The following is a 26,476-nucleotide window of genomic DNA, read 5'->3' as shown; positions in this document are numbered from 1 at the left end:
TTCCCGGTCTATGCCCTGCGGTGCCGCCGTCCTCCCGTTATGCATCTCCATTGCCGCGCGCTGAACAGACGTGCTACTGGAAGGACGAACATGCCATACCGCACCCCAACCTCCCATTCCGCCCGACGCCCCGGCGCTGTCATAGCCGCCGGCGTCGCGTGCGCCCTCTGCCTTATCCCGGCGTCGACGGCCACCGCCTCGCCGAACCCAGCGACATCCCCGGCGGCCGCCGCCGGGACCGCCGAATTCCGCGGCGACTTGCCCCAGGGTGGCCGCTACGTCCTGTATGCACCAACCCACTGGAACGGCACCGCGCTGATCTGGAATCCCGGCTACGGTGGCGGTGCCGGTGCTGAACCCGCAGCCGCTCCGTCTGACGAGCTTCGGCGCTGGCTTCTGGACCAGGGGTATGCCCTCGCGGGAACCACCGCGGCGACGGGTGGATGGGCAGTAGAGGAGTTGATCGCCAACCAACCCGCAGTCGCTGCCGTGATAGAGGAGAATATGGGGGAACCCGGATCCGTCATCGCCTGGGGCGCATCCATGGGCGGACTCACGTCCGTGGCCAGTATGGAGGCCTATCCCGCAGAGGTTGATGCAGCACTGCCGCTGTGCGGATCCGTTGCCGGTGCGGTGCCTATGCTCAACGGCAGCCTCGACGGCGCCTTCATCCTGAAGATGCTCCTCGCCCCCGACGACCCACGCCTGGAACTCGTGAACGTCACTGATGAGCAAACGCGGCAGGCAGCCTTCCGCCAAGTGCTGGACGAAGCGCAGGCTACACCGGCTGGCCGGGCCAGAATCGCTTTGGCGGCCGCCGTCGCACAGATTCCGGGGTGGACCCAGCCGGAGGATCCGCGGCCGTCACCAAAGGACTATGCCGCTCAACAGCAGCAGATGTACTCAGCCTTTATGTTCGGCGTCATCTCTCCCCGGCAGCCGCTTGAAGGACGGGCGGGCGGAAACTTCTCCTGGAACACCGGGGTCGACTATGCCGGGTCACTGATTCATTCGGGGAACTCCAAGCTGGTCCGCGACCTCTATTCCCAGGCCGGCATCTCCCTGAAAGAAGACCTCAAGACCCTGGCGGCCAGTGACCGGATTACCGCCGATCCCGGCGCATTGGCCTACATGCAGGCCAACGCCACCCCTAGGGGAGAGCTTTCCGGACCGGTGCTGTCCCTCCATGAGACCGGGGATACGGCACCCACCGTTACGCAGGCGGGAACATATGCGTCCCGTGTCAGGGCCAATGGCGACAATCGGTTGCTCCGACAGGCCTTCGTCGACCGGCCGGGGCACTGCAATTACGCCGACTCGGAAGTTGCCGCCGCCGTCACTAGTCTCCAGCGCCGGCTCGAGACCGGAAGGTGGGCGAATGTGGCGCATCCAGCGGCACTTAACCGGCTGGCAGACACCATAGCGGAAGAGTCCGGTCTGGAGCGGGGCGGCACTTTTGCCACCTTCAAGCCCGATGAGATGCTGCGCGGCGAGAGGGGGAACTAAACGGTTTTCCGGCGGTCCCGGTGGCAGCAATACGGCCCTCCATCCGAGCGTTGCTCGGACGGAGGGCCGTAGTTGTTCAGGTGGATCAGACGCCCACTAGAAGTCCCAGTCGTCGTCTTCCGTGTTCACGGCCTTGCCGATCACGTAGGAAGATCCGGAGCCGGAGAAGAAGTCGTGGTTCTCGTCGGCATTCGGGGACAGGGCCGAGAGGATCGCCGGGTTCACGTCCGTCAGGGTGGACGGGAACATGGCCTCGTAGCCCAGGTTCATCAGCGCCTTGTTGGCGTTGTAGTGCAGGAACTTCTTGACGTCCTCGGCCAGGCCGACGCCGTCGTACAGGTCATGCGTGTACTGGACTTCGTTTTCGTACAGCTCGAAGAGCAGCTCGTACGTGTAGTCCTTCAGTTCCTCGCGGCGCTCCACGGGAACCGTCTCCAGGCCGCGCTGGTACTTGTAGCCGATGTAGTAGCCGTGTACTGCCTCGTCACGGATGATCAGGCGGATCAGGTCGGCCGTGTTTGTGAGCTTGGCCCGCGAGGACCAGTACATCGGCAGGTAGAAGCCCGAGTAGAAGAGGAAGGACTCCAGCAGGGTGGAAGCCACCTTGCGCTTCAGGGGATCATCGCCGCGGTAGTAATCCGTGATGATCTGCGCCTTCTTCTGCAGGTTCGGGTTCTCCGTGGACCAGCGGAAGGCCTCGTCAATCTCCTTGGTGGAAGCCAGGGTGGAGAAGATCGAGGAGTAGCTCTTGGCGTGCACGGACTCCATGAACGCAATGTTCGTGTAGACCGCTTCCTCGTGCGGGGTGAGCGCATCGGGGATCAGCGAGACGGCACCGACGGTGGCCTGCATGGTGTCCAGCAGGGTCAGCCCGGTGAACACACGCATGGTGAGCTGCTGCTCATCCGGAGTCAGCGTGGCCCAGGACTGGACGTCGTTGGACAGCGGCACCTTCTCCGGCAGCCAGAAGTTGTTGACCAGACGGTTCCAGACCTCAACGTCCTTCTCATCCTGGATCCGGTTCCAGTTGATCGCCTGGACGCCGTCGATCAGCTTCAGCTTCTCGGTCATGAATAATTCCTTGTCTTCAAAAGTTCGGGGAAGGGAATGCAGTTCGGGCAGGCCTTACAGCATGCAGGAAACGCAGCCCTCAACCTCGGTGCCTTCCAGCGCGAGCTGGCGCAGGCGGATGTAGTAGATGGTCTTGATGCCCTTGCGCCAGGCGTAGATCTGCGCCTTGTTGATGTCGCGGGTGGTTGCGGTGTCCTTGAAGAACAGCGTCAGGGACAGGCCCTGGTCCACGTGCTGGGTTGCAGCGGCGTAGGTGTCGATGATCTTCTCGTAGCCGATCTCGTACGCATCCTGGTAGTACTCCAGGTTGTCGTTCGTCAGGTACGGAGCCGGGTAGTAAACGCGTCCCAGCTTGCCTTCCTTGCGGATCTCGATCTTCGACGCCACCGGGTGAATGGAGGAGGTGGAGTTGTTGATGTAGGAGATCGAGCCGGTGGGCGGCACGGCCTGCAGGTTCTGGTTGTAGATGCCGTGTTCCATGACCGAAGCCTTCAACGCCTCCCAGTCAGCCTGGGTGGGGATGTGCACGCCGTCGAACAGTTCGCGGACCCGCTGGGTCTGCGGTGCCCATTCCTGGTTGGTGTACTTGTCGAAGTACTCCCCCGTGGCGTACTTGGAGCGTTCGAAGCCGGCGAACTTGCGGCCGGTCTCGATGGCCAGCAGGTTCGACGCCCGCACGGCGTGGTAGACCACCGTGTAGAAGTAGATGTTCGTGAAGTCGATGCCTTCTTCGGAACCGTAATAGACCCGCTCGCGAGCCAGGTAGCCGTGCAGGTTCATCTGGCCCAGGCCGATGGCGTGCGACATGTCATTGCCCTTGGCAATGGACGGAACCGAACCGATGTGGCTCATGTCCGAAACGGCGGTCAGCGCGCGGATAGCCGTCTCGATGGTCCGGCCGAAGTCCGGCGAGTCCATGGTCTTGGCAATGTTCAGCGAGCCGAGGTTGCAGGAGATGTCCTTGCCGGTCTCGTCGTAGGACAGGTCATCGTTGTACGTGGTGGGCTGGGAAACCTGGAGGATTTCCGAGCACAGGTTGGACATGATGATCTTGCCGTCGATCGGGTTCTCCCGGTTCACCGTGTCCTCGAACATGATGTACGGGTAGCCGGACTCGAACTGGATCTCGGCGAGGGTCTGGAAGAACTCGCGGGCACGGATCTTGGTTTTCTTGATCCGGGAATCGTCCACCATCTCGTAGTACTTCTCGGTGACCGAGATGTCGGAGAACGGCATGCCGTAGACCTTCTCGACGTCGTACGGCGAGAACAGGTACATGTCCTCGTCGCGCTTGGCCAGGTCGAAGGTGATGTCCGGGACGACGACGCCGAGGGAGAGGGTCTTGATGCGGATCTTCTCGTCGGCGTTCTCACGCTTGGTGTCGAGGAACCGGTTGATGTCCGGGTGGTGGGCGTGCAGGTATACGGCACCGGCACCCTGGCGGGCACCGAGCTGGTTCGCGTAGGAGAAGCTGTCCTCAAGGAGCTTCATCACGGGGATGACGCCCGAGGACTGGTTCTCGATCTGCTTGATCGGCGCGCCGACCTCGCGGATGTTGGTCAGCGCAAAGGCGACGCCGCCGCCGCGCTTGGAGAGCTGCAGCGCGGAGTTGATGGAGCGGCCGATGGACTCCATGTTGTCTTCGATACGCAGCAGGAAGCAGGAGACGAGCTCGCCGCGCTGGGCCTTGCCGGCGTTGAGGAACGTGGGGGTGGCCGGCTGGAAGCGGCCCTCGATGATTTCGTCCACCATCTGCGTGGCGAGCTGCTCGTCGCCGCGTGCCAGGTGCAGGGCAACCATGCAGACACGGTCTTCGTAGCGCTCCAGGTAACGCTTGCCGTCGAAGGTCTTCAGCGTGTACGAGGTGTAGAACTTGAACGCGCCGAGGAAGGTTTCGAAGCGGAACTTCTTCTTGTAGGCGCGGGTGTACAGCTCCTTGATGAAGGTCATGGAGTACTGGTCGAGCGTTTCCGGCTCGTAGTAGTCGTTCTTGACCAGGTATTCCAGCTTCTCTTCCAGGTCATGGAAGAAGACCGTGTTGTTGTTAACGTGCTGGAGGAAGTACTGGCGCGCAGCAGCGCGGTCGGCGTCGAACTGGATCTCTCCGTTCTTGCCGTACAGGTTCAGCATGGCGTTGAGCTCGTGGTAGCCCAGGTCCTTGTAAGCCTCCGGGAGCTCCTTGGAGTCCGTCATGCCGGCTTCTGCGACTGATGTGTCCAAAACTTTTCCAATCCTTCGTTAACCTTGGCAACGTCCTCGGACGTGCCCATGAGTTCAAATCGATACAGCACGGGGACCTGGCACTTCACGGCGATGATGTCCGCCGCGAGGCAATAGGAGTCCCCGAAGTTTGTGTTGCCCGCCCCGATCACACCCCGGATCAAGGAGCGGTTGCGCTCGTTGTTCAGGAACTTGATGACCTGCTTGGGAACGGCGCCCCGGGCCACGGCCCCCGGCTGTGCTGCCGTTCCACCGTAGGTGGGAAGCAGCAGTACGTAGGGCCGGGTAGCCAGCAGTGTGGGCTGGGAGGTGTGGAGCGGGAGAGCCGCCGCGAAGATCCCGAGCTTTTCCACAAAGCGGCGGGTATACCCGGAGGCTGAGGAGAAGTAAATCAGGGAGGCGTCCGTTTCCGGTTGTCCATCCCCTGCGGATGCCGATGCCGGCGCAAAGCCGGCTTGGTCTGCCATCCCCAGTGCCATGGTTGCTGCGCTCCTGACGGGTGTTGCGCGGGTGGTGCGTGATGCGAGGTGCTGCGGCGGGAAGCCGGACGGGGCCCGGCGGTTCCCTAGGCTACGGAGGAAACCTGTGCCTGGGCCAGCTCTTCGATCTTGTCGGGCCGGAAGCCGGACCAGGAGTCCTGCTCGGTGACGACAACGGGTGCCTGCATGTAGCCCATGGCACGGACGCGCTCGAGGGCCTCGGGGTCCTGCGACATGTCCACGCTCTGGTACACAATGCCCTTCTTGTCGAGGGCACGGTAAGTGGCGTTGCACTGTACGCAGGCGGGCTTGGTGTAAACCGTAACGGTCATGGCGTGGTCTCCCCTAGTGAAGCGTGAAGTCTGTTCTGTGATGCTGGATGGTGCCTGATGAAGCCGGCGATACTGGACGTTCGTCGTGTTCAAAAAGTTGCTTGTGGAGCTTGGTGAAGCTCTCGAAGTCTGTTCCTAGATACTACATCCAGTTCCATGCCCAGACACTACATCTAGTGCGCCCCCCAAGGTGGAACCCCTACATGATGTATTACAAGTATGTCATTACACGGGGCCGCCGTCCACAGTTTGTGCACAGGGGATGCCGCGTAAATAGGCGGGATTCCCGCGGCCCGGCGGGGGTTCTCCACAGCCTGTGCAGAACGCGATGCACATGTGACGAGGCAGGCAAGATTCACGCGTGTCGCGTACCGTGGGCGTGTCGGGTCTAGTACCCGCCAACACTAGATATTGTGGTCGGCCCCGCAGGGGCGAGGAAGGAGGGGCAGGATGGTGAACCCCGTGCACCTGAAGACGCTGCTGGAGGTCCTCCGCACCGGGTCGTTTGCCGGAGCCGCCCTGCGGCTGGGCTACACGGCCTCGGCAGTGTCCCAGCAGATGTCCGCCCTGGAGAAGGACACCGGTGCGCGCCTGTTCGAGCGTTCCGCCCGCACCGCCTCCCCCACGGAAGCCGCCGTCGTTATGGCCCGGCACGCCGTCAAGGTGCTCACCGACATGGATGCCCTCCTGGCGGCAGCGGCCCGTCCCGGACCGGGCAGCTCGGAGGTGCTCCGCCTGGGCATCTTCCCCAGCCTGGCCACCTTCGCCCTGCCGGAACTGCTGGCCTCGCCCCAGTGGCGGGATCTGGGAATTGACCTGCTGCTTTCCGTCGCCGAACCCGCACAGACCATCCAGGGCCTGCGCACGGGAGGGAACCTCGACGTCGCACTGGTGTACCAGGTGGGCCAGGGCGGACTGGCCTGGCCGTCCTCCATCAGCCGCCGCTGGCTGGGCGACGATAATTTCCGTGTGGTGCTGCCCGAGTCCTGGGGCATCCAAAGCGGTGCCGAGGTCTCGGCCGAGCAGCTGGCGGGGATGCCCTGGATCATGCATCATCCAGGTACCCCCGATGCCCTGGTGATTGAGCGGCTCTTCGCCAGCTGCAGCCTCCACCCGCAGGTGGCCGCATACTGCGATGACTTCAACGCCAGCCTGGCCATGGCTTCCGCGGGCCTTGGCGCGGCGCTGGTGCCGGAACTGGCGATGCTGAACCGGCCGGCCGGCACAGTGGTGCTGGATGTCCCCGAAATCCGGCTGGCACGCAGCATCTTTGCCCTGCTGATCCACGAACAAAACGTCCAGGTCCGGCTGTTCCTGGACCGGCTGGCCGATGTGCTGGGCCGCCGGAGCATAGTGCCGCTCCCCACATCCGGTGCCCGGCAGGGCTGAAAAGTCGTTTCCTGAGTTGGGCCCGGGCCATACTCGAAACATGACCACTGGCGAAAAAACCATCCCCAAACGGTCATTGAGTGCCGTTACCAACCGGGTAACCGGAGTCCTGCGCGTCACCCGCTTCCAGCTCGCCTTCAAGGCCACCCTCGCTGTCGGCATAGCCTGGACACTTGCCCCGCATGTGCCGGGGGTGGCTTCGCAGTACCCGTATTACGCTCCGCTGGGCGCCATTGTCAGCATGTACCCCACCGTCTCCGGTTCCTTCCGCACCGGCATGGAAACCCTCGCGGGCCTGGTGACCGGCATGCTTTTGGCGCTGGGGGCCCTGCTGATCGGCACCCCGAATGTCTGGACCATATCCGTGATCGTCGGCATTGGCGTGCTGCTCGGCGGGTTGTCCTTCCTGGGCGCGTCCGGCCGGGAATACGTGCCGATGGCTGCGCTGTTCGTGCTGCTCCTGGGCGGTGATGATCCGGACGGCTACTCGTTCGGCTACGGCGTGCAGATGCTGGTCGGCGTTATTGTCGGGCTGGCCGTAAACGCCCTCGTCTTCCCGCCCCTGCACCTGAACGGCGCCGTCAACGGGCTGGTGACGCTGCGGAAATCGCTGGCGCGGCAGCTGCGGGACATGGGGACGGCGCTGGAGGAAACCTGGCCGCCCAAACACGAGGACTGGTCCCAGCGCGAGAGCGAACTGGATACCCTGACCAAGGAGGTCCGGGAAGCCGTGGAGCTGGCGGACACCAGCCGGCACGGAAACATCCGCAGCCGCAAGTACAGCCGTGATTTCACTGCCGACTACCGGGCGCTGCGGGCCATGGAACGTGCCACCCGGCATGTGAAGGATATGACCGAAGTCCTCACTGACGCCATCTGGCGGAATCCGCAGAACGTCGCTGTCCCGGCCGCCCTGACCGTACCGCTGGCCAAGGCAGTGAACGGCTGCGCCGAAGCGGTGGAGGCCTGGGATCCGGAAAGCGAGGAGCACTCCACGGCAACCGAGGCGCTCGTGGAGCTGGTGCGCCTGGTCAACACCTCAGGCTCGGCCGACAGCCCCGTGGACGCGACGGCGGCCCTGGCCATGGACCTGCGCCGCATCCTGCGGATCATCAACACGGAGTCCGACGGCGACGCATAGCCCCGCGCCTCCCTTTCCTGCCGTGCGGGCGGACCGTTAGACTCCCCCGCAGCAGAGACCGCAACCAGGCCGCGCCGCACCAAGGATGCCGCCGGACAAGGGACAGCGCCATGAAGATTGTTGTCACCACGCCCACGGGGCACGTTGGTTCCCGGGTCCTAAGGCTGCTCATCCAGGCAGGCGTCCGGCCGACGACCCTGCTGCGGGATGCCTCCCGGCTGGAGCCCGGACTCCGGCGGTTCTGCGACCTGGTGGAGGGCAACCAGGACGATGAGGACGCCGTCCTGCGTGCCACCTTCGGCGCAGATGCCCTGTACTGGGTGGATCCGCCCAGCGATGACGACGACCCGCTGGACGGCTATGAGCGGTTCGGGGAAACGGCCGCCGCAGCGGTGACCGCCAATGCCGTTCCGCGCGTGGTGTTCCAGAGCAGTGTGGGAGCCGAGGTCCGCAGCGGGTTCGGCGAAGTGGACGGGCTGGCCCGCACCGAAGTACTGCTGAACGGTACGGGCGCACACGTGCCGCACCTGCGCTGCGGCTATTTCTTCACCAACCTGCTCGCTGACCTGGACTCCGTGCGCGCCGGCGTGCTGATCAGTATCCTCCCGGTGGGCCACCGGATGCCGTGGGTCGATCCGCGGGACATTGGTGACGTCGCAGCCGCGCGGCTGCTCGCCACGGACTGGCACGGCCGGCACACCCTGGGAGTCCTCGGTCCGCAGGACCTGTCGCTCCGGGAGATAGCCGCAATTGTTGGTGCCGCCGTCGGCCGCCCGCTGGCCGCGGAGCAGATATCCGAGACGGAGTATGCCGGCATGCTGCGCGGTGCCGGACTAACGGAGGTCCGGATTGAGGGGATCCTGGGGATGTCCCGCGGGCAGCTGGACTTCACCCCGGAGGACCCGCGCAGCCTGATGACCTCCACCCCCACCTCCCTGGCGGCGTGGGCTTACGATGTCCTTCGCCCGGCCCTGAATTCGCACCGTTAAACCAAGGGAAAATACCCCCGGAAACACCGTTGTCGGAAATTAGTTTAATCACCGCTAAAAGCGCGGAATAGCGCGTGACCAGGGCACAGGGGCACCCCTGGAATGGGCCCGTAAAGGTTGACACTGTCCGGCGGAAAAGCAAGACTCCACATAGAAACACCATTTGAACTGCGTACCGCTAAGCACCATCCGTAGGGGTCAGCCGCCCGGAAATCCGGGTTAGACAACATGGAGGGCCTCCCCACTAAAAAGGGGGAACCAATGTTAGTGAAAGAGCGCAGAATCGCACTGCCGGCAATTGCCGCATTTACTTTTGGCGCTATGTTCCTGTCCGGCTGTTCGGCAGCCGAAACGGCAGAAACAGCGGAAGGTTCCGCTGCCCCGGAGACCCCGGTAACCCAGAGCCCGCGGGCCCCGTCCGGATCGGCCTTCCCGGTCTCGGCGCCGGACCCGGGTGCAGCTGTCCTCGTTACCCAGATGGAGGACGCGGACGGCGGCAGTTTCGCCGTCCATGGTCTCCGCAGTGGTGCCGAGGCCCTTACCTTCCACGCAAATTGTGCCCAGGCCAGCACCGTCACCGTTGACGTTGCGAACATCGGCCCTGTGACGTTCTCCTGTGGGCAGGAGGGCGCAACCACCACCGCGACGGTGGATGTGCGGCCCGCCGCAGGCATCATTGACGTGGCGGTGACCGGGGCGGAAGGCGTTCCCTGGGGAATGACGATCACTGAGGCAGAACTGCCCTAAAACGCCAAACGGCCCGTGCCCTGGGACCTCCCAGGGCACGAGCCGATTCTTGAAAGCGGGAAAGCTACCCCTCGTCGGTAAGCAGCCCGAGCTCCGCGAGCTGACGGGCCATCCCGGCGCCGTCGGGCGCGTAGATCCAGGGGACGTCCACCGGGGTCTCCCCCGGCTTGCCCGTCCGTCCACCGGCCAGCACCGCTTCGCCGGCTGACAGCTGGCGGATGGCAATGGCCCGGACGTTCTCCGGGTGGCGTTGGGCGAAGTCGGCGTAGATTTCTTCGTCGTGCTGGCCGTTATCGCCGATCAGCAGCCACTTGATGTCCGGGAATTCCTGGGCCAGCCGTTCCAGCTGGCTGCGCTTGTGCGCCTGGCCGCTGCGGAACCAGCGGTCCGTGGTGGGACCCCAGTCGGTCAGCAGCAGCGGACCGGCCGGATACAGGTTGCGGGTAATGAACCGGGTCAGCGTAGCGGCGACGTTCCAGGCGCCGGTCGAGAGGTAGAGCACCGGGCCCACGGGGTTTTCCCGTGCCAGGCGGTCCATCATCACAGCCATTCCCGGCGTGGGCGTTCGGGCGTGCTCATCGAGGACAAAGGTGTTCCAGGCTGCCAGCATCGGCCGTGGAAGGGCGGTGACCATGATGGTGTCGTCAATGTCCGACACCACGCCCACCTCGGCTGCGGGATCCACCACGTAGACCGGCGCGGTGGTTTCCTCGCCGTCTTCGGAACGGAGCAGGACGGTGGTCCAGCCCGGAGCAAGATCCGCAGGAAGGACGGCGTCAACCACTCCCCCTCGGTCCGCGGTGACCACATGCTTCTGGTCGCCCACAACCACGGTGACCGTGGCTTTGTTGACCGGCGGGCTCATGAAGTTCCGCCAGCCGCGGATCCCGTCGGCGATCGCCTTGGACGCCATCGACTTTTCAGCGCCGTCGAAATAACCGGGCTTGGCCAGGATGACCCGGCCAAGTACGCGCACCCATTCCGTGGAGCCGTATCCGGTGAAGGGAAGGACTATCTGCACGTCCCCCCGCTTCCGGGCACGTTCATCGCGCCACGCATGCAGGGAATCCTCCATGCGCATGCCGAGGTGGGCCGCCGGGGTTTTGTCTGCCGGACGGTCTGCGGGGTTTTTTGTCATATTCCTAGTCTGTCAGATGCTTCGATCGCAGGTATTTGCCGTTGCTCCGGAGGATCAGCACGCTAGATGCGGTACTTTGACCGGACCGGGCAGTCGAACGGATCCCGGGCGGAGAGCCCCACCTCGTTGAGGTACCGAACCACAATGGCGTAGGACTGCACGAGCGTGGTCTCGGTGTAAGGGATGGAATGCTTGGAGCAGTGTTCCTTCACCAGTTCGCTGGCCCGGGCCAGCGACGGCCGGGGCATGCTCGGGAACAGGTGGTGCTCCACCTGGTAGTTCAGTCCACCCATCAGGGTGTTCATGCCGCGGCCCACAATGTTCCGGGAAGTCAGAACCTGGCGGCTAAGGAAATCGACCTTGGAGTCCCTGGGGAGAATCGGCATGCCCTTGTGGTTCGGGGCGAACGAAGCACCCATGTACACGCCGAAGACTGCCAGCTGCACACCGATGAAGGCGAAGGCCATTCCCACCGGCAGGAAGAAGAACACGGCAGCCAGGTACAGGCCCAGGCGGGTGAAGACCATGACCAGTTCGGAAATGCGTCCCTTGACCTGCTTGTTCGCAAACAGGTGCTTGATGGACGTCGCATGCAGGTTGATGCCCTCCAGCATCAGCAGCGGGAAGAACAGCCATCCCTGGCGGCGTGCGAACCAGGCCATGAAGCCCTTCTGCCGTGCCGCCTGCTCCGGAAGGAAGGAAATGGTGTCCATGTCGATGTCCGGGTCCTTGCCCACCGTGTTGGGGTTGGCATGGTGCCGGCTGTGCTTGTTCATCCACCACTGGTAACTGATGCCGACGACGGCGTTTGCCACGAACTTGCCGGCCCGGTCATTAGCCGGCCCCGATTCGAAGACCTGCCGGTGCGAGGCCTCGTGCGCAATAAACGCGAGCTGCGTCAGGAGGATGCCCAGCGCCGCGGCGATGAGCAGCTGGAACCAGCTCTCCCCGATAAAGAAAGACCCTGTGGCAGCGGCAACCAGGCCGATGCACAGGAACACGAAAGTGGTGATGTAGAAAGAGCTCCGGCGCTTCAGCAGGCCTTCGTCGCGGACGGCTTTGAGCAGTCCGGAGTAGGTGCTGGTGACGTTATTCCGGCGCGGCTTCTTTTCGCTCGGGACTTCTTCAACGGGTGCAGTGGAGGATGCGGTTAAGCTCATGCGGCCTTCTGGTGGTGTACGACTTCCCAGTCGGCGTGGCGAGCGGTTTCGCTCTGCGGATGTGACCACCCTAACCCGGAAGTCTGGTGTTTGTCTGTGACATTGCGCTGCTGCTGCCGAGCGTTGCGTGCTGGAGGGTGCGGTGTTCCGCGTTTAGGGTGGGTGCAGACAACGGAGGTCACCATGGGTAACCGCAACGACGCCGGGACTCCGGCTCCCCCTCTGCAACTGTTCCCGCCCGGCTTTCCGGGAACACCGGATCCATCCGGAACAGCAGTGTCCCGTCCCTGGCTGACCCCCGAAACCTATTGGCCCGCATTGTCGGAGGCCACCGCGGCACTGCCCGCACCGGTGGCGGTGCTGGGGCTGGAGGCTCTTCGGTCCAACGCTGCGGACCTGCTCCGGCGCGCGGGCGGCGTGCCCCTGCGGGTTGCCAGCAAGTCCCTCCGCGTCCGCGGCGTCATAGAGGCACTGCTTCAGCTTCCCGGTTTTCGGGGCGTCTTCGGTTACACACTCTCCGAAGCCCTCTGGCTGGCGGAGCGGTGCACGGATGTTTTGGTGGGATATCCCAGCACGGACCGGGCGGCCCTCACCCGGCTCCTCGGCGACGAACGGCTGGCCTCCCGGGTAACCCTGATGGTCGACGACGAGTCCCAGCTGGACCTGGTGGATGCCCTGGCGCCGGCGGGGAAGCGCCCGGAAGTGCGTATCTGCCTGGATGCGGATGCCTCCTGGCAGGCGCCGGCGCTGGGCTTCATCGGCACCCGGCGGTCTCCCCTGCACACCCCGGACGACGCCGTCGGGCTGGGCCGCCGGATTGCCGCCCGGCCGGGCTTCGCGCTGGTGGGTTTGATGATGTACGAAGCCCAGGTGGCCGGCGTGGGCGATGCGGTTCCCGGGGCAGGCCCACGGAATGTCCTGATGCGGCACCTGCAGCCGCGGTCCATGGCCGAGCTCCTCGGCCGCAGGCAGCTCATTGCCGGGCGGCTGCGCGATCTGGCCCCGCTCGAATTCGTGAACGGCGGCGGCACCGGCTCCATCGAAGCCACGCGCGCGGACCCGGCGGTCACCGAGATTACGGCCGGTTCCGGACTCTTCGGCGGACACCTGTTCGACAACTACCGTGCGTTTACGCCGGCCCCCGCAGCAGCCTACGCGTTCGACGTCGTCCGCCGTCCGACGTCGGACACCGCTACCGTGCTGGGCGGCGGATGGATCGCTTCGGGGCCGCCGGGAGCCAGCCGCCTCCCGCGTCCGGTCTGGCCGCCGGACCTGCGTTTCCTCCCGCGTGAGGGGGCGGGAGAGATACAGACTCCCCTGCGCGGTGCGGCCGCCGGGACGCTGCATCCCGGTGACCGCGTCTGGTTCCGGCACGCCAAGAGCGGCGAGCCGGCCGAACACCTCAACGAGTACCAGGTCGTGGACGGCGGGAAGATCGTGGACACGTTGCCCACCTACCGCGGCGAGGGGAAGGCGTTCCTGTGAGGGCGGCGGGCCCCGGGTGGGAAAACTGGGGACGGAACGTTACTGCGGAACCGCTCCGCGTGGAGCGGCCGCTCGATACCGCCGGCCTCCAGCGGTGCGTGGCCGACGCGGCCGGTGCCGGGCAGCGGGTCAAGGCCGTGGGGGCAGGCCACAGCTTCACCGACATTGCCGCCACCGACGGCGTCCAGCTGGATCTCAGTGCCCTGCAGGGGGTAGTCGAAGCGGACACCGGAAGGTTCCGGGTGCGGTTACAGGCCGGCACATGGCTGCATCGGATTCCGGCGCTGCTGGAACCTTATGGACTGGCAATGCCGAACCTCGGCGACATTGACCGGCAGTCCATCGCCGGTGCAGTTTCCACCGGGACGCACGGAACGGGCGCCGGGTTCGGCGGGATGGCCACCCAAGTGGTGGGCGTGACCGTGGTCCAGCCCGACGGCGGCCTGCTCAGCGTGCGCGGCGACGATCCCCTGCTTCCGGCCGTCGCCCTCGGACTGGGCGCCCTGGGCGTCATCGCCGACGTCACCCTCCAGTGCGTACCCGCATTCGTACTCAAGGCCGAGGAGCGATCCGAACCCCTGGCGGATGTGCTCGAGGGACTAAACGACAGGGTGAAGGCAACCGACCATTTTGAGTTTTACTGGTTTCCGCACACCGGCCGCGCTGCCACCAAGGCGAACACCCGCCTGCCCGGCTCTGCCCGCTGCCGTCCGCCCGGTCCCGCTGCGCGCTGGATTAACGACTCCCTGCTGGCAAACACCGTGTTCCGGGGTACCTGTGCCGTGGGCAGTGCGGTCCCGGCGGTTGTCCCTGCCGTGAACGCCGCAGCGGCACGGCTGCTCGGCGGCCGGGACTATTCGGACGCCTCGGCGCGGGTCTTCACCACCCGGCGCAACGTGAGGTTCCGGGAGATGGAGTACGCCGTTCCGGCGGACAGCGTGGCCCCGGCCTTCTCCGCCCTGCGGGAGCTGATCGAGGAGCGCGGTTGGCGGATCTCGTTTCCCGTGGAGGTCCGCTGGGCGGCGGCTGATGACCGCTGGCTGTCCACCGCGTACGGCCGGGAGACAGCCTATATTGCCGTGCACCGCTATTACCGGGAGGACTTCGCCGAGTACTTCAACGCCGTCGAGGAACTTATGCTCGCCCACGGCGGGCGGCCGCATTGGGGCAAGCTGCATTCGCTGGAGGCGGCAGCACTGGCGGAGCGGTACCCGCGCTTCAAGGACTTCCTGGCGGTACGGGAGCAGCTGGATCCGGACCGGGTCTTCGCCAACGCCTATCTGGACCGGGTGCTGGGCGCCTAACGGCCATCGCGCCGGAGTCACCGTACGATGGTCTGCAGCCGACCCGAAGGAGTGCCGTGACCGCCGCGCCCGCCCAAAGCCAGACCACCGTCCTGCCCCGCTCGTGGTGGTGGGGTTTCCTGCCGTTCGCAGCAGCCTCTGCCGTTCATATCGGGGCGCGGGCGGTCGAAGCCACCGACATCGCCGAGCCCACCAAGCTCACCCTGATGCCGTTGCTTGCCATCGCCGCCCTGTGGGGCGCGCGCGGCGTCGTCCGCGGGCCTGCCGGCCGGATGCTGCCGGCGGCCCTATTGCTTACGGCCCTGTTCTTCTCCTGGATCGGTGACGGCGCGGCCGCGTTCTTCCCGTCGGCACCGGAACTGCCGGTAATGCTCGGCTCCTTCGGGCTCGCCCACGTCTGTTACATCTGGCTCCTGGCCCGGTACGCCGCTGCAGGGAGAATCCCGCGGTGGGCACTGGTCTTCCCGCTGTGGTGGGTGCTGATGCTCGTGGTGCTGTGGCCTGCGCTGGGCGGTCTGGCCCCGGCCGTGGCCGCGTACGGCATTGTCCTCGCCGGCACTGCGGCGACGGCGGCGCGGTGCCGGCCGATGGTGGCAGCCGGCGGCCTGCTGTTCCTGGCCTCGGACACGATCCTGTCCGGCCGGATCTTCCTGCCCGAGCAGATGCCTGACTGGACCAATCCCCTGGTCATGCTGACCTACTGTGCGGGGCAGGCCCTTATTGTTGCCGGGGTGCTTCGGACCTGGCGGGACGGACGCTGAGGGTCCAGTCCCGGCGGAAGCGCCTCATCCCTCCGCGGGCCGTATCATCGGCGGGCTGAGGTACTCGTCCTTGACGGTGAACACCGCTGCGGGGGCGCCCTTCCCGCGGACGACCTTGCGTCCGGTGTCGCGCAGGGCGCCGGTCATCTTGCGGGTGAAGTTCCCGGCGTCGAGCTTGTCCGTGTTCCACACGGCCTGGTACACCCGGCGCAGCTGGTAGAGGGCGAATTCCTCAGGCAGGAGCCTGGCTGCAGTGAGGGTGTATTCGATCTTGCCCGCAAGGCGGTCCAGGGCCGCGGTGAGGATCTCGCGGTGGTCGAAGGCCAGCGTCTCATTGGCGAGGACGTCATACACGGGCATCCACTGCGCGGCTGCGGTGTCGGTGCCCGGGTTCAGTGCCGGCAGGGCACTGCCGTCGGTTGCGAGCAGCGCCAGGTGGGCGACGGACACGACGCGCATGCGCGGGTCACGAACAGGTGAGCTGTAGGTGGCGAGCTGCTCGACGTAGGCGCGGTGCGCCCCCAGATCCAGCCCGGTTTCCTCCTGCAGCTCGCGCCAGGCGGCCGTGAGGGCATCCTCATCCGCCCCCACGAAGCCGCCGGGCAGCGCCAGGGCAGCCTTGAAGGGGTGCCCTCCGCGGCGGACGAATGCTGCATGGAGGGTGCTTCCTTTGACGGCGAAGACGACCAGATCCACGGTCAGCGCCACGGAGGGATACTCCCTGGGCGCGTAGTCCTGAAGGAACTGCTCTTCTTCGGTGGCCATCAGGCTCCTGTCAGTACCGTCCGCTTTGCCCAGGGCGGTGAGGTGAAGCGGTTCCGCTGGGCGATGATGAGGTCGATTATCCCAGTTGCCGTGGATATCCGCTCCTCCGGAGTGCCGGAAACGAGGATCCAGGAGTGCCCGGCTGCCGTGAGCTCCTCCTTGAACCACTCGGTCATCTCGGCGCGGGGGTGCTCGGCCTCGCGCCAGCCGTCGTCCTCGAACGCGACGCCGTCGTGGTCGGTAATGAGGTAGAGGTCGCGGCGGGGCAGCCGGTCGACGGCATGGTAGGAACCATAGCTTTGCTCACCGATGTACACCCGCTCAAAGAGGGAGGTGGTGATCACATCCGTGTCGGCGATGACCAGCGGACACCGCGCGGCGGCTTCGTTTTCCATCTCGTTCTGCCGTTCACCGATGACGGCAAAATCCTCCGCGGTCCAGACCATGTCCGACAGGACGGCGTCGGGCTTTGTTTCCTGCACTGCGGCGAACTTGTCGTAGGTGTACTGGCGGCCGAATTCGGGAACGTCGACGAGCTCGGGGAAGCTTGCCCGGTAGTGCTCGGTCAGGGCCCGGGCGAGGGTGGTGGTGCCGGTGGATTCGGCTCCCACGACGATGATGCGCACGGCCAGGTCCTGCCGGGCACCTTTGATGATGTTCCGCCAGGCTGCGCTGAGGTCATCCCGGCAGAGGGTGCCGCTGACGGGATAGGCGGTGCGGAGCCTGTCGACCATGACGTGGGCCGCGCCGAAGTCCTGCGCCAGTTCGCTGCCGTAATCCTCGGAGCTGAAGACGGCGTCGACGGTTGTGATTCCCTTCAGCTTGAGGGCGATGCGCAATGCCTCGTTATGCGCCTTCCAGATGGTCCGGGAGTTGTAGTCCACGGGGCAGTCATCAGGCATCCCGATCACGGATACGTTGGTCTCCGCGAACTCGGCGGCAAGCCACTTCACCCGGTCTTCAAGGGTGATGCTCTCAAACCTGCTGCTCAGGATGACGACTGCGAGCTTGGTGCACTGCTCCGCTGCCCGGGCAATGAGGTGCCGGTGGCCGACGTGCGGCGGATAGAACTTGCCGATCACGACACCCTGTCCAAACAGGTTCATGCCGGTATCTTTCCGGCTGCAGCAGCCGGGCTGGCGGCCGCGGTGCGCGTGCGCTTCCAGTCGATCAGACCGTAGACGCAAAGTGCGGTGAAACCGATGTAGAGGACGCCGGTGAGGTTGAGTCCGCGGGAGAAGTACAGCGGAACGCTGACGAGGTCGATGGCAATCCAGACGTACCAGTGCTGGAAAATCTTCTTGGCCTGCGCGTAAGTGGCCAGGAGCGACGCGGCCAGGACGAAGGCATCGGGCCAGGGAACCTCGGAGTCGGTTCCGTGGGTGAGGATCATGGCGATCCCCGCGGTGGCCAGGACGACGGCGGCGATGCCGGCGATCACCTCGTTCCGGCTGGCGTCACGGATGGGCAGGTCGCTTTTCTGCTCCGTGTTCTTGGCGCCGCGGACCCAGTTGTACCACCCGTAAACGGACACGGCGGCGAACACGGCCTGCAGGAGAGTCTCCCCGTAAAGCCCGGCGCCGAAGAAGAGGACCATAAACGCGATGTTGTTGATGATGCCCACGGGCCAGTTCCAGGCCTTCTGCCGGGCCACACCGTAGACGCAGGCTGCACCGGTGACGAACCCGATGACTTCGATCCAGCTGACGGGTGCTCCAAGCAGGGATGCTGCCGGCGAGTTCATCCAGTCCAGTACTGCATTCATGACGCTCTCCTGATTTATTGTCAGTGTGACAATGAGTAGCCTAGGGCCGATGGGGAGAGAACGGAAGACCTGGTGCGGACCAGTATTGAGAGCTACGTCACAACGAACCGGAGCATTCCGGGCACTAAAAAACCGCCGGACACAGGATTTCCCGTGTTCCAGCGGTCTTGTTGGTGGAGCTGAGGGGACTCGAACCCCTGACCCCCTGCATGCCATGCAGGTGCGCTACCAGCTGCGCCACAGCCCCAAACTTTCAGTGATTTTCCACCGCAAACCCTCCGGCTTCCCGAAGGTTTTGGTGGAGCTGAGGGGACTCGAACCCCTGACCCCCTGCATGCCATGCAGGTGCGCTACCAGCTGCGCCACAGCCCCAAAACTAAAGGTTGTTTACTTCACTTTTCCGTTCACCGGGGCGAAGCAACTCCTCTACCTTAGTACAAATCAACAGGAGCGCAAAATCCACTCAGTGCTCCCCTGCCGGGCAGGAAAGAGGGTCTTTCAGCCCTCCACCGGGCCGCTGGGGAGCGAGTCCAGGCCTACGTTGTGCTGGGCCAGGTGCCAGGCGGAATTCCCATGCCGGTCCGGGATTTCCTGAAGGACCGACCAGTGGCAGTTGGATACTCCCGAGATGACCGCCCAGGACTCCGTAGGCAGACCGAGCAAGGCGCAGATTCCGGCGCGGATGGCTCCTCCGTGGCTTACGGCCACAAGCGTGCCGCCGGCAGGCACTTCCCTGACGGCCTCCCCCACGGCTTCGGCGACTCGCCGGCCGACGTCGACGCGCGTTTCCCCGCCGCCCGCCCGGGCGCTGCCTACTCCCGCCGACCAGGCACTCAGCAGCGGTGCGTCCTGCTCCGCGATCTGTGTGAAGGTACGCCCTTCCCACGTGCCGGCAAACGTTTCCCGCAGGCGTTTGTCCTCCGCAACCTCAAGACCGGTCTCGGCGGCCAGGACCCTGCCTGTGCCCAGGGCACGGCTCAGGTCCGAGGAAACAATCGCGTCGGGTTCGAGGAACCGCAGCACTGCAGCCGCCTCGGCAGCCTGCCGAAGGCCGGTGGCGTCAAGGGCAATATCCTGCTGCCCTTGGAAGCGCCCCGCCCGGTTCCATTCCGTACGTCCGTGGCGCCAGAAAACCACCCGGCGCGACGCGGAATCCGGATCCCAAGGGGCAGGGGCGCTCATGGTCACAGGCTATTCGGACTCGGCGCCGGCAGGAGCGTCTTCGAGCTGAAGGTCAACCTCGGGGCAGTCCTTCCACAGACGCTCCAAGGCGTAGAACACGCGGTCCTCCTCGTGCTGGACGTGCACAACGACGTTGGCGTAGTCCAGCAGGACCCAACGGCCTTCGCTGCGTCCTTCACGGCGCACGGGCTTGAGGTCCATCTTGGACAGTTCCTCTTCGATGCCGTCAACAATGGCGTTGACCTGGCGCTCATTCGATGCCGAGGCAATGAGGAAGACATCGGTGATGGCGAGCCGTTCGCTCACGTCGATTGCGACGATATCGTCCGCAATCTTGGCCGAGGCCGCTTTGGCCGCCGCCCGTGCAATGTCGATGGAAGATTCGGTGGCGCTCAAAGTGTGTCTCCTTGGGGTAATCGGTCAGCCGCCAAGGCCGCCGACGATCATTAGTACTCCGACGATCAGGGCAAGTGTGCCCAGACCTGCAACACCGGCGGCCGCAAAACGCAGCCTCCGGGTACGGCCGAGTCCGGCCGTCATGACATCTAGGGGGTCAAGTCCGAAGGCACTGCGGGCACCGATGGGGGCGGCAGCTTCCTCGGATTCAACCGGTTTATTGACCAGCGCGTCCGCGCGGGCGAGGATCCGTGAATGGCGCACGTCGGTGGCGCCTACCGGTACCCGGCGCGGCACGGACGCCGGACGCTGGGCAGGAACCGCCGGCAGGGTCCGCGCGGCAGCAGCCTCCGGATCCACCACCGGCGTCGACGAGGTAACAATCGGAATGTGCGAGGTCTGCGGCGCCTTCATCACGGGATGTTCCATCCCGGGGACCTTCACGAACTCGAGCGGCGTCACCATCGCCAGGTTGTGGGCAGTACTCGGGTCGCTCGGCGACGGTTTGCGCTGCTCGTTTTCCTGCGACAGTTTCTCGATGGCACGGGTGCGGCGGTTCAGTACCTTGGCACGTTCGGCCAGCGCCTTCTGCTGGGCCAGCAGTTCCAGGTCCACGGCCTGCGGATCATCAACCTGCAGGGCCTCCATGGCCGCAACGTGGTTGCGGGCCTGTCCCTCCAGTGCCTGACGGGCAGCCAGGGCCTGTTCCACGCTCATACCCTCGACGTCGGCGTTGGGGTCGGTGCCGGCAGCCGTACCTTCCGCAACGGCCGGAGTTGCCGACGCCGGTGCGGCGCGGCGGCTCTGCTTTCGGGATGCCCGGGAGCCGGATTCCTGCTCGTGCTGCCTTTCCGGAGCGTGCGTTTCCGAAGCCTTCGGTTCCGAGGCCTGCGTTTCCAAAGCCCTCGGTTCCGACGTCGGGGACTCCGGTTCGGTGTCCGTGCCCGCCACTGACGATTGCCGGCGTCGTTCCCGACGCAGCGACGTCCCGGCAGGTGCCGTTGGAGACGGTTCGGAAGCGACCGGTCCGGTTGCGTCCGGCGAGGCCGGGACATCCGCGGGCAACTCAGCCGACCCGGTCCCGGTACCCGCCGCCGCAGCGCGCTGTTGCTGCTGCAGCCTCAGCTGCCGTCGGGTGGGCGGCGCGGTCTCAGGGTCAGGGCGCTCCGGCGTCTCTGCCAGGGCCTTGTACGCACGCAGCGCTTCCCGGTCCCGGGCGCGCTGCTGGGACTCACGTTCCCGCGGCCCGGCCGGGGAATCCACGGGTACGTCGGCCGCCCGGCGGCTGCGCCGCGGCGCGGACTCTGGACCGTTAGTCATTTCCTACCCATCCGGTATCTGTATTTACGCTACTGGTTCTGTTTCGGTTTCCGCGGAGTTCGGAGCCTGCCTGTCGGCGGCGTACAAACGGTGCTTCGCGATGTACTGCACTACCCCGTCCGGCACGAGGTACCACACGGGGTTGCCTTCGGCCACGCGGCGCCGGCAGTCGGTCGACGAAATCGCCATGGCCGGCACATCCAACAGGAAGACGTCATCCCGGCCCACGTTCTCCAGAACGTGTCCCGGCCGCGTGACCCCCACGAAACGCGCCAGTGACCACAGCTCCTGGATGTCTTTCCAGGACAGGATCTGCGCCATGGCATCGGCGCCGGTAATGAAGAACAGGTCAGCCTCGGGCCTCGCCGCCTTCAAATCGCGCAGTGTGTCGATGGTGTACGTAGGGCCGGGCCGGTCGATGTCGACCCGGCTCACCGTAAACCGCGGGTTCGATGCCGTAGCGATGACAGTCATCAGATACCGGTGCTCTGCCGGACTCACCTGCTGGGCGGCCGGTTTATGCCACGGGTCACCGGTGGGAACAAAAACCACTTCGTCCAGATCGAACGTGGACGCAACCTCACTCGCCGCAACCAGGTGGCCGTTGTGAATGGGGTCGAACGTTCCACCCATGACTCCGAGGCGGAATCTGCGCTTTCCGTTGCTTTGTGTCCGCTGCGGTTCACCCATGGGGAAGAACGCCTCCGCTGACTCCACGTACGGGGTCAGTCCCTGATGGCCTGGCCGTGGTCATGCTTGTCGGGGAACTGGCGCTGGGGGTCAACGTGCTCCGGCTCGGCCGTGTGGCGGTTGCCCACGTTGGAGAAGGACACCGTGATCAGCATCAGCAGCAGCAGTGCCGCAAAGATCACTCCGCCGTAGACGTACGGAGACGCCGGCAGTTCAACGTGGTGTTCTTCGGCAGCAGTAAACACGGCGCCCGTAAGCTGGATCAGCATGTATCTCCCCTAGAGATCGATAGGTTCCGCCGGGCAGCCGGCGGAACGGGTTCTTAGTCAATGGTACGCGTAACGGAGTGCACATCGCAGCCGGACCCGTCGCCGGGCCGCTGGACGGAACTAGTCGCGGATCTGCCCGTCGCCCTGGATGATCCATTTCGTAGTGGTCAGTTCCCTGAGCCCCATGGGACCGCGGGCATGCATTTTCTGCGTGGAAATGCCCACCTCGGCTCCCAGCCCGAGTTCGCCCCCGTCCGTGAACCTGGTGGAGGCATTGACAATCACCGCCGCGGAATCGATCTCCGCAATGAACCGCTCCGCATTGGCAAGGTCATTGGTGATAATCGCTTCAGTGTGTCCGGTGGTCCAGCGCCGGATGTGATCCAGCGCGTCATCGAGCGTGTCCACTACCGCCACGGCCAGGTCCAGGTCCATGTACTCACGCCCCCAGTCGCCGTCGTCGGCTTTTTCCGCGCTGACTCCGGCGGGCAGCAGTTCCATGGCGCGGGGGTCGGCGTGCAGGCGGACGCCGGCGGCGGCCAGCGCCGCCAGGACGTCGCGGGCAGCCGGCGCACCCTCGTGGATGAGCAGGGTCTCGACTGTATTGCAGACGCTGGGGCGCTGCGTCTTGGCGTTGAGCAGGATGTCCACAGCCATCTCCACCGGCGCCGTCCGGTCCAGGTAGATGTGGACGTTGCCCTCCCCCGTCTCAATGACGGGCACAGTGGCGTTGGTGACGACGGACTGGATCAGGGAGCGGCCGCCGCGCGGAATCAGCACGTCCACCCGGCCCCGGGCCTTCATCAGGACGTTGGCGCCTTCACGGCCGTACTGGTCAACGCTCTGCACGGCGTCGGCGGGCAGGCCCGCTTCCTCGAGGGAGTCACGGATGATTTCCACGAGGACGGCGTTGGTGTTCTCGGCGGCGCTGCCGCCGCGCAGGAGAACGGCGTTGCCGCTTTTCAGCGCCAGTCCGGCAATATCGAGGGTGACGTTGGGGCGGGCCTCGTAGATCGCGGCCACCACGCCCATCGGAACATGCACCTGGCGCAGCCGCAGGCCGTTGGGCAGCGTCTGGCCGCGGGCGACGGAACCCACCGGATCCGGCAGCCCGGCCAGGTTCTCCAGCGCTGCGGCCAGCGCGGTGATGCGTGCCGGCGTCAGCGACAGCCGGTCCAGCATGGCCGCAGAGGTCCCGTTGTCCCGGCCGGCCGCCACATCGCGGGCGTTGGCCGCGAGGATGGCGGCGTGTTTGGCGTTGACGTTCTGCGCGATCTGCCGCAGGGCGCGGTCCTTCCAGGCGCGGTTGGCCCGCGCCAGGCGCCGGGCGGCGGTGCGGGAACGGTCGGCAAGGGCATGGACCTGGGCTTCCACGCCGTTGTCCGTACCGGCATGTTCCAGCTCAGCCTCAGTTGTGTTCACGGAAGTCATGCTCCCAGTGTAGGTCCGGTGCCGGCTTCCGGCCCGGGTGCCGGTGCTTCGTTGGGGTGCAGGAGAACGAGGTCGTTTACATGGACCACCGCGCGTTCATATCCGCGCCCCAGCTCGCGGGACAGTTCCCGGGTGGAGCGGCCAAGCATGGAGGGCAGCTCGTCCGAACCGTAGTTCGTCAGGCCATGGGCAATCACGCGGCCCGCGGTATCGGCCAGGGCAACGGCGTCACCGGGCTCGAATTGCCCCTTCACAGCAGTGATGCCTGCCGGCAGCAGCGAACGGTGCCGGTCCCCCACTGCCTTCGCGGCGCCGTCGTCGAGCACCAGTGTGCCTTGAATGCGGGCGAGGTGGGCGAGCCACAGCAAGCGGATGGACCGGCGCCGGCCGCGGGTGGTGAACCAGGTGCCCACGTCTTCGCCGGCCAGCGCGGCGGCCGCGTTGGCCGTGGACGTGACCAGTGCCGGGATGCCCGATTCCGCGGCAATGGTGGCTGCTTCGACCTTGGTTGCCATGCCGCCCGTACCGACGCCGGCCTTGCCCACCCTGCCGATCCGCACGTCCGCCAGGTCCTTGGGACCGGTGACTTCGGGGATGCGGCGGGCGCCCTCGGACGGCGGACCGTCGTAGAGGGCGTCGACGTCGGAGAGCAGGATGAGCGCGTCGGCCTTCACAAGGTGCGCCACAAGCGCGGCCAGCCGGTCGTTGTCGCCGAACCGGATCTCGTGGCTGGCGACGGCGTCGTTCTCATTCACAATCGGCAGGACGCCGAAGTTCAGCAGCCGTTCCATGGCCCGGTGCGCGTTGGCATGATGGGCGCGGCGCATCAGGTCCTCAATGGTGAGCAGCACCTGGCTGACCGTGACACCGTGCGCACTGAACGCCTGCGTGTAACGCGCCATCAGCAGGCCCTGCCCCACGCTGGCTGCAGCCTGCTGGGAGGAAAGCTGTGCCGGACGCTTGGTGAGTCCCAGCGGCGCCAACCCGGCGCTGATAGCGCCGGATGAGACCAGGATGATCTCGGTGCCCTGCGCATGCCGGGCGGAAAGCACATCGGCCAGGGACCGCAGGGCAGAGTCGGAGATCCCGCCCGCCACGGAGGTCAGGGACGAGGACCCCACTTTGACGACCACCCGGCGGGCCCGGGCCAGCCCGGAACGGGACGTTAACGCACGGCGGGCAGGTGTGGCGAATTCGATGTGTTCACTCATAACCTGCCCAGCCTATGCGCTGCACCCCGTCCCTACCGGGAAGATGAAGGTGTTACGCCTCTTCGTTACCCTCGACGTCCGCAGGGCGGGTGGAGTGCTTGTAGTTCACGGACTCGGTCCAGATGCCTGCCTTGCGCTCTGCTTCGAGCTCGTCGCGGGCCGCGGCGCGGGCTTCCTTGCGCTTCTGGTGGTCGCCGCGCTTTTCCTCGCGGGTCGGGCGGGAGAAGTCTTCGACGCGGATATCGCTGCCACGCGGGGAAGCGGCAAGCAGTTCCGCTCCGCCGATCATCGTGGGCTCCCAGTCGAAGACGACGCCGTCGCCCTCGCCGATGACCACGGCGTCACCGGGCTTGGCGCCTTCCTTGAACAGTTTCTCCTCCACACCCAGCTTGGCCAGGCGGTCCGCCAGGTAGCCCACGGCTTCGTCATTGGTGAAGTCGGTCTGCTGCACCCAGCGAACCGGCTTCTCACCCAGGACGCGGAAGAGCGGCTCGAGGTTGCGCTCCTCGCGGCGGATCAGGAAGCCACCCTTGTAGTTGACGCCGCGCGGCTTCAGGACCGGCGGCTGGATACGCGGCGGAGCCTTCTCCACGGCGTCCCGGGCTTCCTTGACGATGGCAGCCATGGCGAACCCGAGTTCACGCAGGCCTTCATGGCTGGACGCGGAAACCTCGAACACGCGGTAGCCGCGCTTCTCCAGCTCCGGCCGGACGAATTCGGCCATGTCGCGGCCGTCAGGGACGTCCACCTTGTTCAGTGCGACAAGGCGGGGACGGCGGTTCAGCGGCACGACGTCACCGTCGGTGCCCGCGTAGCTCATGTCCACTTCGTACTTCTCGAGCTCACGCTCAATGACTTCCAGGTCCCCAATGGGGTCGCGGTCCGTTTCCAGTGCGGCACAGTCCAGCACGTGCACCAGGGCGGCGCAGCGTTCCACGTGGCGCAGGAAGTTGTGGCCCAGGCCCTTGCCCTCGGAAGCGCCCTCGATGAGGCCGGGAACATCGGCGACGGTGAAGCGCACGTCGCCGGACTGGACAACGCCCAGGTTCGGGATCAGCGTGGTGAAGGGGTAGTCGGCGATCTTCGGCCGGGCAGCGGAGATGGCCGCAATCAGCGAGGACTTGCCGGCCGACGGGAAGCCGACCAGTGCAATATCGGCAATGGACTTGAGCTCCAGGACAATGTCGGACTCTTCGCCGGGCACGCCCAGCAGCGCGAATCCGGGAGCCTTGCGCTTCTGTGAGGAAAGCGAGGAGTTGCCGAGGCCGCCCTGGCCGCCGGCGGCAGCGATGTACTCGCTGCCCTCGCCTACCAGGTCCGCCAGGACCTCGCCGGCCTTGTTCTTGACGACGGTGCCGTCCGGCACGGGGAGGATCAGCGTCTCGCCGGTCTTGCCCGCGCGCCAGTCGCCCATGCCGTTGCCGCCGTTGGTGGCGTGCCGGTGCGGGGCGTGGTGGTAGTCCAGCAGGGTGGTGGTATTCGAGTCAACGCGCAGGATGACGTCGCCGCCGTCGCCGCCGTTGCCGCCGTCGGGCCCACCCAGGGGCTTGAACTTTTCACGCTTGACGGACACGCAACCATGGCCGCCTGTACCGCCCGAAACGTGCAGCACTACGCGGTCTACAAAGCTGGCCATGGTTCTCCTTCAAAGGAACTTCTTGATCATGCCAATTCTACTTGGCTTAAAAAACGACGGGGCGGGCCATCAAGGCCCGCCCCGTCGGA

General features: G+C 65.6%; 25 protein-coding genes and 2 tRNA genes. 8 read left to right on the top strand and 19 right to left on the bottom strand.

Going from position 1 to position 26,476, the window contains the following annotated elements; genetic code table 11:
• Positions 1-90: 90 nt before the first annotated feature.
• Positions 91-1,506, top strand: coding sequence for a hypothetical protein (locus LJ760_RS07035; protein ID WP_227921123.1), 1,416 nt, complete (start codon positions 91-93; stop codon positions 1,504-1,506).
• A 96-nt stretch (positions 1,507-1,602) separates the two neighbouring features.
• Here the strand turns inward: LJ760_RS07035 and nrdF are convergent, their stop codons facing one another.
• The 4 genes from nrdF to nrdH all read right to left on the bottom strand — a co-directional run bounded on the left by nrdF (position 1,603) and on the right by nrdH (position 5,608).
• Positions 1,603-2,577, bottom strand: a complete 975-nt coding sequence (nrdF, locus tag LJ760_RS07030) for a class 1b ribonucleoside-diphosphate reductase subunit beta (protein WP_227921120.1) — start codon at positions 2,575-2,577, stop codon at positions 1,603-1,605.
• A 54-nt stretch (positions 2,578-2,631) separates the two neighbouring features.
• Positions 2,632-4,770, bottom strand: coding sequence for a class 1b ribonucleoside-diphosphate reductase subunit alpha (gene nrdE, locus LJ760_RS07025; RefSeq protein WP_227922734.1), 2,139 nt, complete (start codon positions 4,768-4,770; stop codon positions 2,632-2,634).
• The gene (nrdI, locus tag LJ760_RS07020; protein WP_227921118.1) at positions 4,767-5,264 is read right to left on the bottom strand and encodes a class Ib ribonucleoside-diphosphate reductase assembly flavoprotein NrdI; all 498 of its coding nucleotides are present in this window, start codon (positions 5,262-5,264) and stop codon (positions 4,767-4,769) included. Before nrdI ends, nrdE begins: the two co-directional genes overlap by 4 nt.
• A gap of 98 nt (positions 5,265-5,362) precedes the next feature.
• Complete coding sequence (nrdH, locus tag LJ760_RS07015; RefSeq protein ID WP_146361766.1) at positions 5,363-5,608, bottom strand: glutaredoxin-like protein NrdH; 246 nt, start codon at positions 5,606-5,608, stop codon at positions 5,363-5,365.
• A 450-nt stretch (positions 5,609-6,058) separates the two neighbouring features.
• On the opposite strand from nrdH, the gene LJ760_RS07010 reads away from it, so the two are divergent.
• From LJ760_RS07010 to LJ760_RS06995, 4 genes are all read left to right on the top strand, one after another.
• Positions 6,059-6,997 carry a LysR family transcriptional regulator gene (locus LJ760_RS07010; RefSeq protein WP_227921116.1) on the top strand — a complete coding sequence of 313 codons (939 nt, stop codon included), beginning with the start codon at positions 6,059-6,061 and terminating at the stop codon, positions 6,995-6,997.
• Between the two features lie 40 nt (positions 6,998-7,037).
• Complete coding sequence (locus LJ760_RS07005; RefSeq protein WP_227921113.1) at positions 7,038-8,138, top strand: FUSC family protein; 1,101 nt, start codon at positions 7,038-7,040, stop codon at positions 8,136-8,138.
• Positions 8,139-8,248: 110 nt separating this feature from the next.
• The gene (locus tag LJ760_RS07000) at positions 8,249-9,127 is read left to right on the top strand and encodes an NmrA family NAD(P)-binding protein (protein WP_227921111.1); all 879 of its coding nucleotides are present in this window, start codon (positions 8,249-8,251) and stop codon (positions 9,125-9,127) included.
• Positions 9,128-9,448: 321 nt separating this feature from the next.
• Positions 9,449-9,874 (top strand): hypothetical protein, encoded by a 426-nt coding sequence (locus tag LJ760_RS06995; RefSeq protein WP_227921109.1) that lies wholly within the window; start codon positions 9,449-9,451, stop codon positions 9,872-9,874.
• A gap of 64 nt (positions 9,875-9,938) precedes the next feature.
• On the opposite strand, the gene LJ760_RS06990 is transcribed toward LJ760_RS06995, so the two are convergent.
• Together LJ760_RS06990 and LJ760_RS06985 are read right to left on the bottom strand one after the other, a co-directional pair.
• On the bottom strand, positions 9,939-11,012 hold the full coding sequence (locus LJ760_RS06990) for an App1 family protein (protein ID WP_227921107.1): 1,074 nt from the start codon (positions 11,010-11,012) through the stop codon (positions 9,939-9,941).
• 62 nt (positions 11,013-11,074) lie between these two features.
• The gene (locus tag LJ760_RS06985; RefSeq protein WP_227921104.1) at positions 11,075-12,172 is read right to left on the bottom strand and encodes a fatty acid desaturase family protein; all 1,098 of its coding nucleotides are present in this window, start codon (positions 12,170-12,172) and stop codon (positions 11,075-11,077) included.
• 276 nt (positions 12,173-12,448) lie between these two features.
• Between LJ760_RS06985 and LJ760_RS06980 the strand changes: the two genes are divergently transcribed.
• The 3 genes from LJ760_RS06980 to LJ760_RS06970 are packed head-to-tail and all read left to right on the top strand — an operon-like array spanning position 12,449 to position 15,722.
• Positions 12,449-13,657, top strand: coding sequence for an amino acid deaminase/aldolase (locus LJ760_RS06980; protein ID WP_227921102.1), 1,209 nt, complete (start codon positions 12,449-12,451; stop codon positions 13,655-13,657).
• Complete coding sequence (locus tag LJ760_RS06975; RefSeq protein ID WP_227921100.1) at positions 13,654-14,961, top strand: D-arabinono-1,4-lactone oxidase; 1,308 nt, start codon at positions 13,654-13,656, stop codon at positions 14,959-14,961. The genes LJ760_RS06980 and LJ760_RS06975 overlap by 4 nt, the downstream gene beginning before the upstream one ends.
• 56 nt (positions 14,962-15,017) lie before the next feature.
• Positions 15,018-15,722, top strand: a complete 705-nt coding sequence (locus LJ760_RS06970) for a lysoplasmalogenase (RefSeq protein ID WP_227921097.1) — start codon at positions 15,018-15,020, stop codon at positions 15,720-15,722.
• Positions 15,723-15,746: 24 nt separating this feature from the next.
• On the opposite strand, the gene LJ760_RS06965 is transcribed toward LJ760_RS06970, so the two are convergent.
• The 13 genes from LJ760_RS06965 to obgE all read right to left on the bottom strand — a co-directional run bounded on the left by LJ760_RS06965 (position 15,747) and on the right by obgE (position 26,387).
• Positions 15,747-16,487, bottom strand: a complete 741-nt coding sequence (locus LJ760_RS06965) for an NUDIX hydrolase (RefSeq protein WP_227921095.1) — start codon at positions 16,485-16,487, stop codon at positions 15,747-15,749.
• Positions 16,487-17,593, bottom strand: coding sequence for an AAA family ATPase (locus tag LJ760_RS06960; RefSeq protein WP_227921094.1), 1,107 nt, complete (start codon positions 17,591-17,593; stop codon positions 16,487-16,489). The genes LJ760_RS06965 and LJ760_RS06960 overlap by 1 nt, the downstream gene beginning before the upstream one ends.
• Positions 17,590-18,252, bottom strand: coding sequence for a nicotinamide riboside transporter PnuC (pnuC, locus tag LJ760_RS06955; protein WP_227921093.1), 663 nt, complete (start codon positions 18,250-18,252; stop codon positions 17,590-17,592). The genes LJ760_RS06960 and pnuC overlap by 4 nt, the downstream gene beginning before the upstream one ends.
• A gap of 171 nt (positions 18,253-18,423) precedes the next feature.
• Positions 18,424-18,499 (bottom strand) — tRNA-Ala (locus tag LJ760_RS06950).
• A gap of 49 nt (positions 18,500-18,548) precedes the next feature.
• Positions 18,549-18,624 (bottom strand) — tRNA-Ala (locus LJ760_RS06945).
• Positions 18,625-18,750: 126 nt separating this feature from the next.
• Positions 18,751-19,434, bottom strand: coding sequence for a histidine phosphatase family protein (locus tag LJ760_RS06940; protein WP_227921092.1), 684 nt, complete (start codon positions 19,432-19,434; stop codon positions 18,751-18,753).
• A gap of 9 nt (positions 19,435-19,443) precedes the next feature.
• Entirely contained in the window at positions 19,444-19,830 is a 387-nt protein-coding gene (gene rsfS, locus LJ760_RS06935) for a ribosome silencing factor (protein WP_227921091.1), read from the bottom strand.
• Positions 19,831-19,854: 24 nt separating this feature from the next.
• The gene (locus LJ760_RS06930) at positions 19,855-21,150 is read right to left on the bottom strand and encodes a hypothetical protein (protein WP_227921088.1); all 1,296 of its coding nucleotides are present in this window, start codon (positions 21,148-21,150) and stop codon (positions 19,855-19,857) included.
• 24 nt (positions 21,151-21,174) lie between these two features.
• The gene (gene nadD / locus LJ760_RS06925; RefSeq protein WP_227921086.1) at positions 21,175-21,840 is read right to left on the bottom strand and encodes a nicotinate-nucleotide adenylyltransferase; all 666 of its coding nucleotides are present in this window, start codon (positions 21,838-21,840) and stop codon (positions 21,175-21,177) included.
• 35 nt (positions 21,841-21,875) lie between these two features.
• Positions 21,876-22,109 carry a hypothetical protein gene (locus LJ760_RS06920; protein ID WP_227921083.1) on the bottom strand — a complete coding sequence of 78 codons (234 nt, stop codon included), beginning with the start codon at positions 22,107-22,109 and terminating at the stop codon, positions 21,876-21,878.
• A gap of 120 nt (positions 22,110-22,229) precedes the next feature.
• Positions 22,230-23,540 carry a glutamate-5-semialdehyde dehydrogenase gene (locus tag LJ760_RS06915; RefSeq protein WP_227921080.1) on the bottom strand — a complete coding sequence of 437 codons (1,311 nt, stop codon included), beginning with the start codon at positions 23,538-23,540 and terminating at the stop codon, positions 22,230-22,232.
• Positions 23,537-24,751, bottom strand: coding sequence for a glutamate 5-kinase (gene proB / locus LJ760_RS06910; RefSeq protein ID WP_227921078.1), 1,215 nt, complete (start codon positions 24,749-24,751; stop codon positions 23,537-23,539). The genes LJ760_RS06915 and proB overlap by 4 nt, the downstream gene beginning before the upstream one ends.
• 52 nt (positions 24,752-24,803) lie before the next feature.
• Positions 24,804-26,387 (bottom strand): GTPase ObgE, encoded by a 1,584-nt coding sequence (gene obgE / locus LJ760_RS06905; protein ID WP_227921074.1) that lies wholly within the window; start codon positions 26,385-26,387, stop codon positions 24,804-24,806.
• Between the last annotated feature and the right edge of the window lie 89 nt (positions 26,388-26,476).

Origin of the sequence: Arthrobacter sp. zg-Y895, assembly GCF_020731025.1 — a bacterium.
In the GTDB taxonomy this organism is placed as follows: domain Bacteria; phylum Actinomycetota; class Actinomycetes; order Actinomycetales; family Micrococcaceae; genus Arthrobacter_B.
The sequence above is the reverse complement of the archived record's forward strand: the minus strand, read 5'-3'. Positions and strand labels throughout refer to the sequence as shown.